Origin of the sequence: Chryseobacterium soli, assembly GCF_000737705.1 — a bacterium.
Classification (GTDB): domain Bacteria; phylum Bacteroidota; class Bacteroidia; order Flavobacteriales; family Weeksellaceae; genus Chryseobacterium; species Chryseobacterium soli.
Genome location: NZ_JPRH01000004.1, coordinates 17,040 through 36,108, shown reverse-complemented (window position 1 = coordinate 36,108; position 19,069 = coordinate 17,040). Strand labels below are relative to the sequence as shown.

Genomic DNA, 19,069 nt, shown 5'->3' with positions numbered 1-19,069 from the left:
TGACGCTATGTGTGAAATAATTTTTTTGGCTTTCCGTCAATTTGGTTATCTTTGGCAATTAACTATTATCTATATGAATACAGAGACAATTGACAACATTAAAATGATCGCTGAAACAGCAAGAGAGTTTGCTGAGAAAAATATCAGACCGAACATTATGGAATGGGACGAAAGCCAGACTTTCCCAAAAGATTTATTTCACCAGTTAGGAGAAATGGGCTTTATGGGTGTTGTTGTTCCGGAACAATATGGAGGTTCAGGTTTAGGCTATCATGAATATGTTGCCATTCTGGACGAAATTTCTCAAGTAGATCCTTCTATTGGACTTTCTGTAGCTGCGCACAACTCACTTTGCACCAATCATATTTATGAATTCGGAAATGAAGATCAGAAAAACAAGTGGCTTCCGCAATTAGCAACCGGAAAAGTAATCGGAGCCTGGGGATTAACAGAACACAATACAGGTTCGGATTCCGGAGGGATGTCTACGACTGCTGTGAGAGATGGTGACGGATGGATAATCAACGGGGCCAAAAACTTTATTACGCACGCTATTTCAGGAGATATAGCCGTGGTAATGACAAGAACAGGAGAAATAGGAGCAAAAAACAATTCTACTGCTTTCGTATTGGAAAAAGGAATGCCTGGTTTTTCTTCAGGTAAGAAAGAAAATAAATTAGGAATGCGTGCTTCAGAAACAGCTGAGCTTATTTTTGACAGTGTTCGTGTTCCGGATTCTCACCGTTTAGGAGAAGTTGGAGAAGGATTCAAGCAAGCCATGAAAATTTTGGATGGTGGCCGAATTTCTATTGCAGCTTTAAGTTTAGGAACAGCAAGAGGAGCCTACAAAGCTGCTTTAAAATATGCTAAAGAAAGACATCAGTTTGGAAAGCCTATTTCAGAATTTCAGGCCGTGAATTTTATGCTTGCAGATATGGCAACAGAAATTGATGCTGCCGAACTTCTTATTCAGAGAGCTTCAACATTGAAAAATGCTAAGCAAAAAATGACAAAAGAAGGAGCAATGGCAAAACTATACGCTTCTGAAGCTTGTGTAAGAATTTCTAATAATGCAGTACAGATTTTCGGAGGTTACGGATACACCAAAGATTTCCCTGTTGAGAAATTCTACAGAGATTCTAAACTATGTACTATTGGTGAAGGAACTTCTGAAATCCAAAGACTTGTTATAGGAAGAGATATTACAAGATAATTTTTTTTAAAAACCAAATATAAATGATTAAAAAAGCCCTTTTAGGTGAATTTCTGCATGAAGCGGAAAACACAAGAAAAATTTTAAAAGCAATTCCCGATACTGCTTTAGAATGGAAACCTTCTGAGAAAAACTGGACAACCGGCCAGCTTGCTTCGCATATTGCAGAAGTTTACAATTGGTATGCAGACACATTCAATAAGGATGTTTTTGATATGGGATCTTATCAGTACGATAAAGGTGACATTTCTAAAGCTGAAAATATTGTTGCTAAATTTGAAGAGAATGTTGCCAAAGCCCAGAAGGTTTTAGAAAATTCTGATGAGGGTACTTATTTCAATGAATGGAAAATGGAAATGAACGGAAACGTTCTATTCCCTCCTACTCAAAAGATTCAGGTAATCCGTGGTTTCTTGTTTAACCACTTATACCATCACCGAGGTGAATTGGTTGTGTATTTAAGATCCACCGGAAATAAAGTTCCCGGCTTATACGGACCGACCGCCGATGACAAAATGTAATTTAGAATTATTTTGTTAATAATCAAGTAGCACACGTATTTTGCGTGTGCTATTTTCTTTTTAAGAGACAAAGACTTTTTAATTATATTCAATGTATAGCATAATGTTTTACGGATGAAGTCTAAAATTTTCTTAAAAAATTTTGTTTTTCGTAATATATTTTTTATTAGCTTTGATATACCACAATCAAAATAAATTTTATATGAAAAAACAGTTATCCATGATTGGAATGCTTCTTATCTCAGGCATTTCATTCGCGCAGACCGACCGACTTTGGACTGAAAACTCAAAAAGAACACCATCAGAGATTTTTGAGAATAAGACCAACATCAACAATCCAAAGATCTTCAGCCTTGATTTTAATGGGTTGAAAAGCGCACTTGCCAAAGCTCCCAAAAGAGTTGCAGCAGGACAAAAATCAGAGACTATCATTTCTTTTCCGAATTCTGAAGGAAAAATGGAAAATTTCAAAGTCAGAGAGAATTCAAATTTCGCTCCTGAGCTTGCCGCAAGATATCCTGATATCAAATCTTATGTAGGTGAAGGCCTGGGCGATTCAAACTCTACGGTATACTTCAGTATTTCACCACTCGGCCTGTCTTCCATGGAAATTTACGGTGACAAATCTGCAGTTTTTATCGAGCCTTATACAAAGGATTTATCTGCCTATGTTGTTTATAAAAAGTCTGATAAAAAAGATGATCTTAATAAATTCGAATGTAAGGTAATTGATGTAGCCCAAAAAGGAACTGCCGGTATGAACCTTACCGCAAGACCTAATGCAGACGATGCCCAATTAAGAACCTTCAGACTGGCACTATCCTCTACAGGAGAATATACCACTTATTTCGGGGGAACCAAAGCAAACGCTCTGGCGGCAATGAACAATACAATGACCCGCGTCAATGGAGTTTTTGAAAAAGATTTTGCAGCAAGGATGGTATTAATTGCCAATAATGATGCTGTAATTTACACCAACGCTTCTACGGATCCCTATTCGGCAGCTTCCGGAATGAGCAGCTGGAATTCTCAGCTTCAATCAACCCTGACCTCTGTCATCGGTGAAGCCAATTATGATATTGGTCACCTGTTTGGCGCATCAGGAGGAGGCGGAAATGCCGGATGTATCGGCTGTATCTGCACCAACGGATCAAAAGGAAGCGGCTACACCTCACCTGCCGACGCTATCCCATCAGGAGACAATTTCGATATTGATTATGTCGCTCACGAAATGGGTCATCAGTTTGGAGGAAATCACACCTTTTCCATGAATAATGAAGGAACAGGTGCTAATATGGAACCGGGCTCCGGATCAACCATTATGGGCTATGCAGGAATTACAGCTCAGGATATCCAACCTCATTCCGATGCTTTCTTCCATGCGATAAGCATCCAGCAAATTACCAATAATATTAAAGCTAAAACATGTTCTGTAAACACTTCCACCGGAAATTCAATTCCGACGGCAGGCGCAGGATTAGACTATACTATTCCTAAAGGAACTCCATTTATGTTGACAGGAACCGGAACGGATGCGAACGGCGACTCACTGACTTATATCTGGGAACAAATGGATAACGCTTCATCTTCACAGACAGGAGCGAGTTCTGCAGCCAGTGCAACGAAAACTACAGGTCCTACTTTCAGATCATGGACACCTACAACCTCTCCGACCCGATATTTTCCAAGAATGGCCTCTATTTTAACGGGCGCCACCACAACAGCCGGTTCGGAAATCACGGTCGAAGCACTTCCTTCTGTAGCCAGAACACTGAATTTCAGATTCACAGTTCGTGACAACAGAGCAGGCGGATCTGCTAATAACTCAGATGATGCTGTGATCACTGTTAATGGAACTGCGGGACCTTTCAGCATCACTTCACAAAATTCAGCAACAACTTACACCGGCGGAACTTCACAGACTGTAACATGGAGTGTTGCCGGTACAACAGCCAACGGCGTGAATGCTGCCAATGTAGATATTCTTTGGTCAACTGATAACGGAAATACATGGGCTACGCTACTGGCAGGAACTCCAAATGACGGAACAGAGGCTGTGACCATTCCAAATTCTTCTACCACTAGCGGAAGATTAATGGTAAAAGGTTCCAACCACATATTTTTTGATGTAAACAATGCAAACATTACTGTAAATGCAGGTTCAGGCACAACAGATACCGTAGCGCCTACCGCTCCTGTTCTGGCTGCATCCGGAACGACTTCTTCAACCACGAATCTTTCCTGGAGCGGAGCAACAGACAATGTAGGGGTTACAGGATACGACGTTTACCAAGGTAGTTCCCTCATTGGCTCTACTGCGTCTGCAACGTATACTGTAGCAGGTTTAAGCCCATCAACTACTTACACTTTTACTGTTAAAGCAAAAGATGCTGCAGGAAATGCTTCCGTTTCCAGCAATTCAGTAAGTGTAACTACTCTTGCAGGAAGCGCTGTTACTTACTGTTCCGCTTCTTCATCCAATACAGCAGATGAAAGAATTGGAAATGTGAAATTCGGTACTATCAATAATACCTCTACGGGAACTGCAGGATATGAAGATTTCACTTCTGTTTCCACTAATGTGACCAGAGGAAGCGCCTATACCATTTCCGTAACTCCTACCTGGACTTCTACCGTATACAGTGAAGCCTATGCGGTTTACATTGATTATAACCAAAATGGAAGTTTTACAGACAGCGGAGAGCTTGTTTGGTCTAAAGCAGGATCTACCACAACTCCGGTTACCGGAAGTGTTACCATCCCGTCTACAGCCACTTTAGGATCAACAAGAATGAGAGTGATCATGAGATACAGCACAACTCCAACAACACCTTGCGGCTCTATTACGTATGGACAGGTTGAAGACTATACGGTAAATGTTGTTTCTTCAGGAAGAAATGATCTGTTAACCACAACTGGTCTAAACGAGGATATCAAGGTGTATCCGAACCCGGCAAGAGATATTATATCTATTTCAAATACGTCATCTGAAGATTATAAAATCTTCGACATGGGTGGAAAACTAATTAACTCAGGAAAACTTGACAGAGGAACCGTTAATATAAGTCATCTTATAAAAGGAGCTTATATGATCCAAATTGGAGAAAACGGTAAGAGATTCATTAAGAACTAATAACCTAGTAAACACTTGGAAGGCTGCCTGCTCAGGCAGCCTTTTTTATTTCAATTATTAGATCCAGATTTTCAAACAAGGTCATTCTTCAAAACTTTATTAAGGATAACTTAATTCATTATTATTTTTAAGTATAATATATTGTTAAAAAGATACTTATCATTATAATTAATCCACATATAATATTTTATTTTGAAAAATTATACATTATTTGATTTTTTGATTTAAATTTATCACTCAAAATTATTCAATTATTGTACTGTTTTACCCAACTTATTATTAGGGTAGTTCTGAGATCGTTTTTACGATTGGTTCCAGATGATCAGTATCTCCAAACATTTTTTTTATGTAAAAGACCGGAAGTCGAAAGACACTGTAAAGAAAACTATTCTGTAACAGATATCCTATGATGATAGGATATCCAGATTACCCTACTCATTCTTTACATAATTAAAATTTTACATATGAAACATTTATTTAAGTATTTCTTTTTTTTAACAATTGCTACCTTTTCAATTGGCTGTAGCCCAGATAGGGATGAAGAAACAACGGATACAACCGGACAAATCACGCATGTTTTTTATAAAAATGCTGACGAGTTTGCTTTAACCTATGATCCTGCTGGTACTGTAAGCCCAACGATCAGATACCAGGCTTTTGACTTATACAAACAAGGGAAATGGAGTGATCTGGAAGCACTCTTTAAAGCTAATAATCTAAATGGCGGCTGGCCACCTGCCAACGGCGGATACAATATCGTGGATGATGTTTCCTTTCATGCGGGACAAAAATTTGACCGATACAGCGGGGCTATCGGCAACTATAACGGAACCGGAATTCCTAATTTAGGAGGCAGTTTTACAAGCCCTATATTAAATGGATATGTGTATACTTTTTCACAAAGAGCATTAAATCAACCTGAAACTTCATATGATTTTTATTATGAAATTGATGTTTTGAATAATTTATTACCTTTCAAGTCTCAAACGGCAGATGTAATTCCTTGGTTTAATCAAGTGGGTGGTGGTAAACAAACGATGTGGAAAATTCCTATCGATATAGCGACCGGCTATCAGAAAACATGGAATAAATTAGCACAGGAAGGATATGTAAAAATTACCATCAAAAAAAGTCCTAGTGGAAAATACAATGGCTTAGTAGGTACAGTTATCCAGTAATAAATCAATCAAGATGTATTCAATATCAAAAAAAATAGGCATTCGTGAAAAGGCTTCTATAGCAAAAACCATTTTCAATAAAGACGAAACTGCTTCTCCATCTGTAACAACATTCACCTGCTGTGAGTGCGGGCATGAAAATACAATAGAAATCATTCCTTACCAATCTGGATTCCCAATTTTTCAAGTGTATCATGAAGACAAGGTATTATCCAAAGACAAATTATTAAAAAAAGGAATTGTTACTGAAACATCACAGCCAATGTTGTTTCTCGGAGAACTAACATTCCATGATTTACCCACCTTATATTTTGGAACTGACTGCGAATCTTGTCACTCCAAGTATTTTTGCGTATTTAACTATGGAGAAAAGCAGCCGGGATTAACTCTTTTAGAAATTTCAGGAGTCTGGAAATATGAGGAATTAGAATAACTGATTGAATATCATCAAAAACTTTCAACCAAAAATCCGCAGTTTTCAGCTGTGGATTTTTCTTATTAATATTAATATTGCTCGCAGATCAAGCAAATAACTCAAATCATTAAACATAATCATCTGCTCAATCTTAAAATCTGCGTGAGCATCCTATTTAATATAATCTAGTGATGATCAGAAACTCCCCTTCAGTAATACATTTTACCCCATACATTTTATCATTTACAAATCGTTTTCTATCTTTGCCATAAATAAAAAATTCATGGATAAAATTGATAGTCTGAACCAAGTAGCCGAATTCCATACTACTTTCAAAGCCCCTATTTTAGAAACCCCGCAAATCCCTTCTCCTGAAAGATGTGCTCTTAGAGTAGAACTTTTACAGGAAGAACTTAATGAACTGAAACAAGCTATTGAAGATAACAATATCGTAGAAATTGCAGATGCTCTTTGTGATTTACAATATGTTTTAAGCGGTGCAGTTCTTGAATTCGGACTTGGCAGCAAATTTGTAGAGCTATTCAACGAAGTTCAGCGTTCTAATATGTCGAAAGCATGTGATAATGAAGATCAGGCAAAAGAAACCGTTGAATTTTATAAAGAAAAAGAAGTAGAATCTTTTTATGAAAAATCCGGAGAAAAATTTAATGTATACAGACAGGCAGACCATAAAGTTCTGAAAAACAAATACTATTCTCCAGCCGATTTAAAAACGATTATCGAGAAATAATATGAAAAAATTTATTACCAATATGGTTGCCCTTTCAAGTTTGATGTTGGCTGTTCAGCAGTTTAACGCTCAAAAAGTTGTGGTAAACCGTGAAGTTGAAACGCAAAATGACGGTAAAATGCTTTTGGGTAATCAACTGAAAGAACAGTTCCTTAAAGCACCTTATGCCGACTGGTATACTAAAGAACATGATGAATATGCTATCGACCAGAAAGCCATCAGCGAGCTGAGAAAGGCAAAAATAAACACCTATTCCATCATGGTTTTCATGGGAACATGGTGCGAAGACAGCCACAGGGATTTTCCAAGACTGATGAAAATTTTAGAGGAATTGAAATATCCTGATAATAAGCTGACGATTATTGCGGTTAACAGAAAGAAAGAATCTCCTTCCGGAGAGGAAAGCCTTCACAATATTCAAAAAGTACCCACCATTATTGTTCAAAGATACGGTAAGGAAATTGGCCGAATTATAGAAATGCCTACCACAGGTTATATTGAAAGAGATCTTGTGGAAATTTTAAAGAAGGACGACTCGTCTGTAATCAAAGAAATTTTTAAGAAATAGATTTGAAAAATTATAAAGTAATTATATCATTTGTTGCAGGAGCTCTCATTGTATTGTTCCTGTTTTTGGGATTGAAATCATGCTTACATCTTGGAGGAAAGACGGAGAAATCAGATTATTACATTCTGACCAACCAGATTTCCAAGATGAATAAAATGGTAGTCATCGAACAGAATACTTCCAGCATGCAGAAAACAAAAATGGGATATGAAGTTCTTGGAAGTGAAGTTTCAAGCAACAGCATCATCACCTATACCAAAACAAATGCGCAGGTTTCCTATGACCTTAACCAAATGAAAATAAAGGTAGATTCTGTTAATAAAAAGCTGATTATTACTGAACTTCCCAATGCAGATATAAGAATTACTCCAAGCGTAGAAATTCAATCAATGGATGATTCATTTTTCAACAGAATTTCTGAGAAAGACATTAAAAATGTAACGCAAAAAGCTAAAGATGTTGCGATTAAATCCATCGATCAGAATCAGCTGAGAAACGAAGGACACAAACAGTTAATGGAGAATCTCAATAACATTTTTGTATTGGCAAAAGCATTGAATTACAAAATAGAAGACGAAACCGGAAAACTGGGGATTTTAGGGATGTAAAGAATTGAATCTTTAAAAAGATAAGAGTTTTTCATTATCCTAATACTTTCAATTAACAGGAATTGACTTAATTGTGTAAATAATCAATAAAATTCCTATTTATATTTCGTTTTGGCAAAGGCTTTGAATGATATACAGAAGAAAATACAGATCACCAGATCGATTTGATTCTTAAAATATAAAGCTATGGACTCAAAAGGAAAAAATAAAAAGACTGAACCGGCTAACGATTCGGAAACAAAAAAGCAAAATCAGGATTTCCAGAATATTCCTGCTTCATCTAAAAAAAGCAACCCACCTGATATTGATAAGGAAGATGTTCAAAAATCATCTAAGAATAAATCAGGAAAAACCGATAATACGAAAGAATAAATTTCAAAAGGTTCTGTCTCAAACGAGGCAGAACCTTTTTTCTAATATATTAATTAAAATGAACTTTATACGATAGTGGATTTCCCGATCTTGATATTCTCCAGATTATAATATGATTTTTCAGAATATTTGATATGATCTGCAATAAAACTCCCCACTTCATTCGTTGAATAAGACTGTTTGGTATTAAGATCTTCCGTAACATACTTATTTTCGATAGCATATTCTACAGATTTTCTTACCCTATCTGCGGCTTCTCCCAATTTCAGATAATCCAGCATCATAGCTGCACTCAGAATTGACGCTACAGGATTAGCAATACCTTTTCCTTTCGCCTGAGGATAAGACCCATGAATAGGCTCAAACAAGGCATTTTTATCACCAATGGACGCAGAAGGAAGAAGACCGATAGAACCACCAATAACGCTTGCTTCATCAGAAATAATATCTCCAAACATATTTTCGGTAACGATAACATCAAATTGTTTCGGATTAAGAACCAGCTGCATGGCGGCATTGTCTACAAACATATAATCGAGCTTAACTTCAGGATATTCCGGTGCTATTTCCTGGCAGATCTTTCTCCATAATCTTGACGTTTCTAGTACGTTGGCTTTATCAATAAGAGTCAGCTTTTTTCTCCTTTTTCCTGCTTCCTGAAATGCCATATGCACAATTGGGATAATATCTTCTGAGCTGTATCTGCAGACATCATACGCATACGCTCCTTCGGGTTCCGTATACTTTTCCCCAAAGTAAATTCCACTCACCAATTCCCTGAAAATCTGAATATCCGTTCCTTCAATGATTTCCCTTTTCAGCGGACTTTTATCAATTAGCGAAGCATAGGTTGTTAAAGGTCTGATATTGGCATAAAGACCAAGCTCTTTACGGAGTTTTAAAAGTCCCTGTTCAGGTCTTACTTTTGCATCCGGGTTATTATCAAACGAAGGATCTCCAATAGCTCCGAAAAGTACCGCGTCAGAATCCCTGCATAGATCCAAGGTTTCGTCTGGTAGCGGATTTCCGGTTTGGAAAATAGCTTCAGCACCCATTAATCCATAGGTAAACTGAAATTTGTATTGAAAAATTTCTGCGATTGCATTAAGGGTTTTGATGCTTTCTGCAATAACTTCCGGCCCGATTCCGTCTCCGGGAAGAACGGCTATTTTAAAATAATTAGTATTCATACATTTTTTGTGTTTTTAGTTCGAATTGTTGTATAGCCTGTTTCTTACTGATTAAAAAATCAATATCGTCATAGCCGTTCAGGAGACATATTTTTTTATAGGGATCAAGTTCAAAATGTTCTGTTTTATCCTTGAAACTTATCGTTTGCTTTTCTACATCAACCGCAATTTCATGTTCCGGATTTGCGGTGATATCATTGAGAATTTCTTTTAAAAATTCTTCGGAGACTTTCACCGGAAGAAGCCCGTTATTGAGAGCATTTCCTTTAAAAATATCCGCAAAATAGCTTGATATGATTACTTTAAAACCATAATCTGCCAGCGCCCAGGCTGCATGTTCGCGGCTGCTTCCGCATCCGAAGTTATTTCCGGCTACCAATATTTCGCCCTTGTACCGGTTGTCATTTAATACAAAACCCGGATTGGGTTCATGAGTATGAACGTTATATCTCCAGTCACAAAAGAGATGTGCTCCAAAGCCTTTCTTATCAATACTTTTCAGAAACCTGGCCGGAATAATCTGGTCGGTATCTATATTTTCTGCGGGCAACGGGACTGCCTGTGACTGTATGGTGACTAATTTTTGCATTTTTACTTTATCAATCGGTTAGTTTAAACTTTCGAAAGCTGATATTCTTCCTTCTATTGCTGCTTTTGCTGCCGTAAGCGGACTGGCAAGAATCGTTCTCGCTCCTTGTCCTTGTCTCCCTTCAAAGTTTCTGTTTGAGGTAGAAACACAATATTCTCCTTCAGGAATCTTATCATCATTCATTGCCAGACATGCTGAACATCCGGGTTGTCTGATCTGAAAACCTGCTTCATTAAAAATTTTATCAAGTCCTTCTTCATACATCTGTTTTACTACACTTTGAGAACCTGGAACAATCAGCGCATTTACATTTTCAGACTTATTTTTTCCTTTAATATAACGGGCTGCAGACCGGAAATCTTCAATTCTTGCATTGGTACAGCTTCCTATAAATACATAGTTTACCCTAATATCGGATGCCGCCTGACCTGCTTTCAGTCCCATATATAGTAAAGCTTTCTCTTCAGATTCATTTCGCGGATCCGGAATAACGCTGTTGATGGGAATACCCATTCCAGGATTGGTTCCATAGGTGATCATCGGCTGTATGTCAGCAGCATCAAAAGAGAGCTCTTTATCAAATTTGGCATTATCATCCGTTTTCAAAGTCTTCCAATAGGCTAATTTTTTCTCCCATTCTTTTTCTTTGGGAGCAAAAACCGTTCCTCTGACATATTCAAATGTGGTTTCATCTGGAGCGATCATTCCTCCTCGTGCTCCCATTTCAATACTCATATTGCAGATGGTCATTCTTCCTTCCATCGACATTTCTTCAAATACATTTCCTGCATATTCACAAAAATATCCGGTTCCGCCGTCTGTTCCAATCTTGGAAATGATATAAAGAATCACATCTTTAGGCTGAACATTTTCATTTAACTTCCCATTTACGGTAATCCTCATGGATTTCGGTTTATTAAGCAGCAAACACTGACTTGCAAAAACCTGCGCCACCTGGCTCGTTCCTATCCCGAAAGCAATCGCTCCAAAAGCTCCGTGTGTAGAAGTATGACTGTCTCCGCAGACGATACTCATTCCGGGTTGTGTAATGCCTAATTCCGGGGCGATGATGTGTACAATTCCTTGATATGGGTGCCCTAATCCGTATAATTCAATATTCTTATTTCTACAGTTTTCTGCAAGCTGTTCTACCTGGTTTCTTGATGATTCATCCCGGATAGGAAGTTCCTGGTGTAAGGTAGGAACGTTATGATCTGCCGTAGCAACAATTTGTTTGGGCCTGAAAATTTCCAAATTCCTTGATTCCAGTTCTGCAAAAGCCTGCGGGCTTGTCACCTCATGGATCAGATGTTTATCGATATAAATAATCTGCGGGCCATTCGGAATAACTTCCACGACATGGGCATCCCAGACTTTATCAAAAAGTGTTTTATTGTTATTCATTATCTACTTTCCTTTTAATTTCTACCCAATTTTAAGGTTGAATGACTTCATGATCATATGCAGGTCATTATTATCAATTTCTTTTTTGATATCCGCGATTTTCAAAAACTGTTGATAGAGAAAATCAAGTTCATTTTTAGTGATATCAAATCCTATATTTTTAAACCGGTATGCCAGTGCAGAACGCCCGCTTCTTGCGGTAAGAACAATCGATGATTCGTTGATACCCACTTCTTCCGGGTCAATAATTTCATACGTTGCTCTGTTTTTAATCACGCCATCCTGATGAATTCCTGAACTGTGGGAAAATGCATTCGCTCCCACAATAGCTTTATTAGGCTGTACCGGCATCCCCATCAAATCAGAAACAAGGGTACTCATTTCGTTCAGCATCCTGGAATTCACATTGGTATGCAGATTTAAATTTTTATGCTGCTTCAGGATCATCACCACTTCTTCTAAAGCCGTGTTTCCTGCTCTCTCCCCTAGTCCGTTAATCGTACATTCAATCTGTCTGGCTCCGTTGGTAATTCCGGCAATAGAGTTTGCAGTGGCCAATCCCAGATCATTGTGGCAATGACATGAAATAACAGCGTTCTCAATGCCTTTTACATTTTCCTTCAGGTATTTTATTTTCATTCCGTATTCTTCCGGCAGGCAATATCCTGTTGTGTCCGGAATATTAAGTACCGTAGCGCCGGCTTTTATAACTTCTTCGCACACTTTCGCCAGATACGCATTATCTGTTCTCCCGGCATCTTCTGCATAAAATTCTATATCTTCGACAAAGCTTTTGGCATATTTTACAGCCTGTACAGCACGTTCCAGAATATCTTCCCGTGTAGAATTGAATTTATATTTGATATGAGAATCTGAAGTCCCGATTCCCGTATGTATTCTGGGTCTTTTTGCATATTGCAGAGCTTCCGCTGCTGCTTCTATATCTTTTTTGTTGGCTCTGGTTAACCCACAGACTTTAGCATTTTTTACCAGTTTAGAAATTTCTGATACGGATTCAAAATCTCCCGGGCTGGAAATTGGAAAACCGGCTTCAATAACATCAATTCCCAGGTGATCAAGCCTTTCTGCAATGATTAATTTTTGTTCTTTATTCAACTTGCATCCCGGGACCTGTTCCCCATCTCTCAGCGTGGTATCAAAAATTTCGATTTTTTCGGAATTCATAATGAAGTTTTTTACTTAATTTTGATTCAAAACTAGTGTTTGGAATATGTTTTTATTTTTATTTTCTTTAAAAATTACAATATTCAAAAGACTAAATTCAGATTACAAAATTCTGAAAATCAATAAATTGAATTCAATAAATTTACAATGGCAGAATTGCAGAAAGATTTTTTATTTGTATTAATCAAGTCATTGACGACTTCCGAAAAACGGCAGTTTAAGTTATATGTCAACCGTTTGGGTATTAATGTGGATGCAAAATTTCTCCTTCTTTTTTCAGAAATGGATAAAATGAAGGAATATGATGAGCATCTTATCATTGATAAGAAAATTTCCACCAAACAGCAGCTTTCTAATCTGAAAGCCCATCTTTACAAACAGATCCTGGTAAGCCTGCGAATGAACCCAAGCCACCAGAATTACCGGATCCAGCTTCGGGAACAGCTCGATTTCGCCAATATTCTGTATCAGAAAGGCCTTTACAAGCAGGCGTTGAAAATATTGGATAAAACGAAACAGACCGCCCTTGAGCTGGATGAAAAAACCATCGCCTCAGAGATTATAGATTTGGAAAAAGTGATTGAATCCCAATTCATTACCAGGAGTATTGCCGGGCGTGCAGACGAACTCATCAAACAATCTTCGGAAATAAGCCGTCAAAACCGTTATACCATTAAACTTTCTAACCTTTCGCTAAAGCTTTACAGCGAAATGCTGACTCATGGCTATGTAAAAGATGATGAAGGCCGCCAAAAAGTGTTGGAACTGTTTAATGCACAGATTAAAAATATACGTCTTCAAGCCCTTAATTTCACGGAAAAACTATGGTATTATAAAGCTCATGTCTGGAAAAACCAGCTTCTGCAGGAATATAAATACACCTTAAAATATGCCTATCAATGGGTAGAATTATTTCATCAGAATCCGGAAATGATCATGAGCCATCCAGTTTGGTACATCAAAGGAAACACCTACCTTCTTAAAATTCTTTTCATGTATGGAAATATTGATATGCTCGAAAAACAGCTTCATGATTTCAATACAACCGTTTATTCACAAAATTTTGCCCAGAATGAGAATCTTCAGTCGCTTATTTTCCTGACGCATTATAATGCATTAATGAATATTCACTTTATAAAAGGTGAATTTTTTACGGGAACAAAGCTTATTCCTGAAATAGAACTGAAAATGGAGAAGCTCCGCGACAAAATCGATGAGCATCACTTTATGATCTTTTATCTGAAAATGGCAGCCATGCTTTTTGGAAGTAAAAAATACCAGGAATCGATACATTACTCCATGAGAATACTGGAGTCTAAAGGCAACGTACAGGGAGATTTACTGTTCCATACGAGAATTTTGATTTTGATGGCCAAACATGAATCCGGAAATGATGAAGATTATGATGAATTCATTAAATCTACTTCAAAATTTGCCCAGAAGATGAAACAGCCGGACGAATTTCATTTTGAAAGCATTCTGTTTTTCAAAAATTTAAACAACCTGGTTTTACATAAAAGACAGCAAGCATTTGAAATCTTTGATAAAAAACTGGAAGCTTTTTCGGCCAATGAATATTACAGAAGATCGCTATTTTATATTGACATCCACGGCTGGGTACAATCTAAAGTCCAGCATGTGGATGTCATTGAAATTATTAAAGGGAAAGTAAAATATAAAAGAAGACGCTAAAGCTTTACATTCTTCTGATAAATTCCAAAGCATTGGTATGGCTTATCTTTTCCATGATTTCAGTTGAAAATTGCTCTGTCAGTCTTTCATTGATTACATTGTAAGCTGTCGCATCATTAAATTCATCAAAGAAAAAAGGATATCTTGACTGATCGGGATGGTCTTTGTCATGAAAAAAATCACCGCCGTATGCAATGCTGTTTTCACCGCCGAGGTTGAGACCATATTCGATATGTTCGTATAGCCTTTCCGGATGGTGATGGTCGATATAATCTTTGATGAAATTAAGTCCTATCAATCCTTTTCTGTGGATGATTTCTTTTGCCAGTTCATCGGGAAGATTCCTGTTATTCTTGTACACTTTCCTGTAGTTGGAATGGCTTGCCAGAATAGGAATAGCATAATTTTTCTGATCTGTATACGTCAGAATATCATAGGCAAGCTGGTCACTCGCATGGGCTAAATCAATGGCTATATTTTTATCCGATAAATAATCGATTAGTACTTTTCCGTCAGCTTTTAATCCTGCTTCCGCATTATTTCCACCACCAAAACGATTTTCAGAATGATGGGTAATGCCTATATAGAACACTTTTTCTGTATTGTTGATGATGGTTTCTAAATTTCTGAAACCTAAATCCAATGAACCGTCTTCTTCACAAAACGAGGACGCATTTTCAATAGAGGCAAGCACTCCTACCCGATGATCTTGCTGTTTTTTAATATCTTCTTTAGGATCAAAAAGAAAAAAATTCTCATTTTCCAGCAAATCAGCAAATAACTTACTTTGGGCAAGTCCTTCATGGGTGCTATTGGTCTGAGTAGCTGCATAAATAGCCATTACCTGAAGTTTTACATTTCCTTCCTGCAAATAAGGCAATCCACACCCGAGTTCCTTATCATCAGGTTTTGTATTGGCTTTTAGTAAATAGTATAGTAAGTCGCAGTGTAAGTCTATATTTATAGTATTCATTAATGTACTGTATATTTTTTAATTTTAATTATTTTGTCTTTTGGATGCTGTCAAGTTCTGTATTGATGAACGTTATATTGCTGTTTTCAAAGACTTTGATCAGCTCCGGAACAAAATCTCCGAATGTTTTATATTGAGCTCTATGAATGTTATATTCTTTTATTTTTTCTTCTAATTGAGGCAAAAAGATAAAGTAATTCTTAAGATGATAGTCTTCCAGTTTACGGGCCCGTTCATCATCATGCTGAATTTTTGCCGTCTGAATTTCTCCCAGTCTCACCAAATGTTCCACCACACAGGTCTGATAATCAGCGATACCGCTTTTTTTGGTCATCACCTCTTTTAAATTTGATTTTTCAAACAGATCTTTAAATTTTCCCAGCTGATCTTTATACTTATACACTTCTTTATTGACAAATGAGTGTCCAAATTCATGAATAGTTAAAAATCGTGCCTGAAACTGATTATCATAGCCGAATTGTCCCGGCTTTTGTACCCTCATAAACGGACTTGCAATTTCATAAATGCTTTTATTTCCTGATTTGTTTTCCACATCAGTTCCTATTCCACGACCTTCATTATCATCAATAGGGCACATCATCATAGGGGAAATAAGTACTACATATTTATTGAAACTTTCTCCATAAAACTTTTCCATTGCAAAGGTAAAATCAGCGGGGATCTGCCTTTCATATTCTGCCATTCCACCTTTATAAAAATCACTGTTTTCTTTAAAGAAGTCTCCTACTTTTTCCTGATCAAAGAAACGTTCAAGCTCAGCAATGTAATTTTTGATAAGAAAAGTGACTTCTTTATTTTGGGATTGGGTCAGTACATTGCTCTCAAAAGCATATTCCTGGTTCCAACCTTTCAAGGGAAATTCTTTATGATACAAAAGCGGCTTCATCATCGCATCATTTCCAATGCCGTATTTCTGTAATAACGTATCATTAATTTTAGCGGTTAACAGAGCGATTTTAGAATTTTTCAAATGTCCGTACTTGCTCAGTGCCTGTTTAACAATAGGTTGATAGGCGGAACACTCCTTAATTTTAAAAAGTTCAAAGTCTTTATTTGATGTTCTATGCTCTGCCGAAAGAATTTCAGCAAGGAAGTAGGTCTCTATATTTTTATGATAAGAAACCGAAAATTTGGAGGTCTTTTTTTGGGAAAAAGCAAGGGTAAAAAACAGGAGTGCAAAAAATGCAAAGATACTTTTCATGATTTTGTATTAATTCTTTACTTCAAATATACGTTAATATACTATTTTAAATAAAAAATGCGTATTTTTGCAACTTAAAATTTCTTAGTAAACAATGATAAAAATTACACTTCCAGACAATAGCGTCAAAGAATTTGAAGGAGCAGTTACTCCTTTAGATGTGGCAAAATCTATAAGCGAGGGATTGGCTAGAAATACCATCTCTGCAGTTGTAAACGGTACACAAGTAGAAACCACCACACCTATAACCACGGATTCTACGGTACAGCTTTTGACATGGAATGACGATCTTGGAAAGAAAGCTTTCTGGCATTCTTCTGCCCACCTTTTGGCGCAGGCGATCTTAGAATTTTATCCTGATGCTAAGCTGACCATAGGTCCTGCGATTGAAAGCGGGTTTTATTATGATGTAGATTTCGGAGACGAAAGTTTATCGGAAAAGGATTTTGAAAAGATTGAAAAGAAAGTATTGGAAAATGCTAAGAAAAATTCAACGTTTTCATTATATCCGGTTTCTAAAGAAGAGGCTTTAAAAACATATGCTGACAATCCTTACAAAGTGGAACTGATTTCTAATCTTAATGATGGAGAAATCACTTTTGTAACTCATGATAACTTCACGGATTTATGTCGTGGGGGACACATTCCTACTACAGGAATCGTGAAAGCGATGAAAATATTAAATGCAGCGGGAGCTTACTGGAGAGGAAATGAGAAAAATCCTCAATTAACAAGAGTATATGGTATTTCTTTCCCAAAACAGAAAGATCTTACTGAATATCTTGAAAGATTAGAAGAAGCAAAAAGAAGAGACCACAGAAAATTAGGTAAAGAACTGGGAATTTTCGCTTTCTCTGAAAAAGTAGGTGCCGGACTTCCATTATGGTTGCCAAAAGGAACTGCTTTGAGAAGAAAACTGGAAAACTTCCTTAGTGATGCTCAGAAAAAAGGCGGGTATGAATTTGTAATGTCCCCACATATCGGGTCTAAAGAATTATACGTAACTTCCGGACACTGGGATAAATATGGAGCAGACAGCTTCCAGCCGATCAAAACTCCGAATGAAGGAGAAGAATTCTTGCTGAAACCAATGAACTGTCCTCACCACTGTGAAATCTACAAAACTTCACAATGGAGCTACAGGGATTTACCGAAAAGATATGCAGAATTCGGAACGGTGTACCGATATGAACAAAGTGGAGAGCTTCACGGCTTAACAAGAGTTCGTGGATTTACTCAGGACGATGCTCACCTTTTCTGTACTCCTGATCAGCTTTCGGAAGAATTTGAAAAGGTAATTGATTTAACATTGTACGTGTTTAAATCTTTAGGATTTGAAGATTTTGTGACTCAGGTTTCTTTAAGAGATCCTGAAAACAAAGAGAAATATATCGGTTCTGATGAGAACTGGGAGAAAGCAGAAAATGCAATCATCAATGCGGCTGAGAAAAAAGGATTAAAAACAGTGATCGAATACGGTGAAGCTGCTTTTTATGGTCCTAAACTAGACTTCATGGTGAAAGATGCATTGGGAAGAAAATGGCAGTTAGGAACCATCCAGGTGGATTATAACTTACCGGAAAGATTTGACCTTCACTATATCGGAAATGATAATGAGAAACACAGACCGGTGATGATCCACAGAGCACCATTCGGTTCTATGGAGCGTTTTATCGCTATTTTGCTTGAGAATACTGCGGGAGATTTCCCGTTGTGGTTGAGCCCTGATCAGTTCATTATTTTACCAATCAGTGAAAAATATGTAGATTATGCGAAAAAAGTTTCACAATTTTTAGAAAATCACGATATTAGCGGTCAGATTGACGACAGAAATGAGAAGACCGGGAAAAAAATCCGTGATGCGGAATTGAAAAAGATCCCATTCATGCTTGTTATAGGAGAAAATGAAGAAAGAGACGGCACCATTTCTATCCGTAGACGTGGAGAGGGTGATCTTGGAGTGATGAAGATGGAGGATTTCGTCAGTTATTTTAAAAAAGAAGCAGCAATATAAGTATTGCTCAAATAGAAAGTTAACCAATAAAATTTAATACA

Annotated in this window: 17 protein-coding genes; 11 read left to right on the top strand and 6 right to left on the bottom strand. The window is 37.2% G+C overall.

What is annotated here, in order from left to right; genetic code table 11:
* Positions 1 to 73 precede the first annotated feature (73 nt).
* The 9 genes from IW15_RS10380 (at position 74) to IW15_RS10340 (ending at position 8,759) form a co-directional block, all read left to right on the top strand.
* Entirely contained in the window at positions 74 to 1,213 is a 1,140-nt protein-coding gene (locus IW15_RS10380) for an acyl-CoA dehydrogenase family protein (RefSeq protein WP_034711178.1), read from the top strand.
* A 23-nt stretch (positions 1,214 to 1,236) separates the two neighbouring features.
* A complete protein-coding gene (locus IW15_RS10375; protein ID WP_034711175.1) occupies positions 1,237 to 1,734 on the top strand; it encodes a DinB family protein in 498 nt (165 codons plus the stop codon).
* Between the two features lie 202 nt (positions 1,735 to 1,936).
* Complete coding sequence (locus IW15_RS10370; protein WP_034711173.1) at positions 1,937 to 4,867, top strand: reprolysin-like metallopeptidase; 2,931 nt, start codon at positions 1,937 to 1,939, stop codon at positions 4,865 to 4,867.
* A gap of 464 nt (positions 4,868 to 5,331) precedes the next feature.
* The gene (locus IW15_RS10365) at positions 5,332 to 6,045 is read left to right on the top strand and encodes a glycohydrolase toxin TNT-related protein (protein WP_034711171.1); all 714 of its coding nucleotides are present in this window, start codon (positions 5,332 to 5,334) and stop codon (positions 6,043 to 6,045) included.
* A 13-nt stretch (positions 6,046 to 6,058) separates the two neighbouring features.
* Entirely contained in the window at positions 6,059 to 6,478 is a 420-nt protein-coding gene (locus tag IW15_RS10360; RefSeq protein ID WP_034711169.1) for a hypothetical protein, read from the top strand.
* A 265-nt stretch (positions 6,479 to 6,743) separates the two neighbouring features.
* Positions 6,744 to 7,211, top strand: coding sequence for a pyrophosphohydrolase domain-containing protein (locus tag IW15_RS10355; RefSeq protein ID WP_034711166.1), 468 nt, complete (start codon positions 6,744 to 6,746; stop codon positions 7,209 to 7,211).
* Between the two features lies 1 nt (position 7,212).
* The gene (locus tag IW15_RS10350; RefSeq protein ID WP_034711164.1) at positions 7,213 to 7,779 is read left to right on the top strand and encodes a TlpA family protein disulfide reductase; all 567 of its coding nucleotides are present in this window, start codon (positions 7,213 to 7,215) and stop codon (positions 7,777 to 7,779) included.
* A gap of 2 nt (positions 7,780 to 7,781) precedes the next feature.
* Entirely contained in the window at positions 7,782 to 8,387 is a 606-nt protein-coding gene (locus IW15_RS10345) for a DUF4230 domain-containing protein (RefSeq protein WP_034711162.1), read from the top strand.
* Between the two features lie 186 nt (positions 8,388 to 8,573).
* The gene (locus IW15_RS10340; protein WP_034711159.1) at positions 8,574 to 8,759 is read left to right on the top strand and encodes a hypothetical protein; all 186 of its coding nucleotides are present in this window, start codon (positions 8,574 to 8,576) and stop codon (positions 8,757 to 8,759) included.
* A 65-nt stretch (positions 8,760 to 8,824) separates the two neighbouring features.
* Here IW15_RS10340 and leuB read toward each other — a convergent pair whose 3' ends face one another.
* Genes leuB through IW15_RS10320 form a run of 4 tightly spaced genes read right to left on the bottom strand, consistent with a single transcriptional unit; the run spans position 8,825 to position 13,127 of the window.
* Positions 8,825 to 9,949 carry a 3-isopropylmalate dehydrogenase gene (gene leuB, locus IW15_RS10335; RefSeq protein ID WP_034711158.1) on the bottom strand — a complete coding sequence of 375 codons (1,125 nt, stop codon included), beginning with the start codon at positions 9,947 to 9,949 and terminating at the stop codon, positions 8,825 to 8,827.
* Entirely contained in the window at positions 9,939 to 10,538 is a 600-nt protein-coding gene (gene leuD / locus IW15_RS10330; RefSeq protein WP_034711156.1) for a 3-isopropylmalate dehydratase small subunit, read from the bottom strand. The genes leuB and leuD overlap by 11 nt, the downstream gene beginning before the upstream one ends.
* Before the next feature lie 18 nt (positions 10,539 to 10,556).
* Positions 10,557 to 11,942: a 3-isopropylmalate dehydratase large subunit gene (gene leuC / locus IW15_RS10325; RefSeq protein ID WP_034711155.1), complete on the bottom strand. Its 1,386-nt coding sequence runs from the start codon at positions 11,940 to 11,942 to the stop codon at positions 10,557 to 10,559.
* Positions 11,943 to 11,963: 21 nt separating this feature from the next.
* Positions 11,964 to 13,127: a 2-isopropylmalate synthase gene (locus IW15_RS10320; RefSeq protein WP_051881931.1), complete on the bottom strand. Its 1,164-nt coding sequence runs from the start codon at positions 13,125 to 13,127 to the stop codon at positions 11,964 to 11,966.
* Positions 13,128 to 13,274: 147 nt separating this feature from the next.
* Here IW15_RS10320 and IW15_RS10315 point away from each other — a divergent pair, with 147 nt between their 5' ends.
* Positions 13,275 to 14,819, top strand: coding sequence for a hypothetical protein (locus IW15_RS10315; protein ID WP_034711154.1), 1,545 nt, complete (start codon positions 13,275 to 13,277; stop codon positions 14,817 to 14,819).
* A gap of 4 nt (positions 14,820 to 14,823) precedes the next feature.
* Here IW15_RS10315 and IW15_RS10310 read toward each other — a convergent pair whose 3' ends face one another.
* Positions 14,824 to 15,792: a dipeptidase gene (locus IW15_RS10310; RefSeq protein ID WP_034711153.1), complete on the bottom strand. Its 969-nt coding sequence runs from the start codon at positions 15,790 to 15,792 to the stop codon at positions 14,824 to 14,826.
* A 28-nt stretch (positions 15,793 to 15,820) separates the two neighbouring features.
* On the bottom strand, positions 15,821 to 17,014 hold the full coding sequence (locus IW15_RS10305; RefSeq protein WP_034711152.1) for a DUF4932 domain-containing protein: 1,194 nt from the start codon (positions 17,012 to 17,014) through the stop codon (positions 15,821 to 15,823).
* A 94-nt stretch (positions 17,015 to 17,108) separates the two neighbouring features.
* On the opposite strand from IW15_RS10305, the gene thrS reads away from it, so the two are divergent.
* The gene (gene thrS, locus IW15_RS10300; protein WP_034711151.1) at positions 17,109 to 19,028 is read left to right on the top strand and encodes a threonine--tRNA ligase; all 1,920 of its coding nucleotides are present in this window, start codon (positions 17,109 to 17,111) and stop codon (positions 19,026 to 19,028) included.
* Positions 19,029 to 19,069 lie beyond the last annotated feature (41 nt).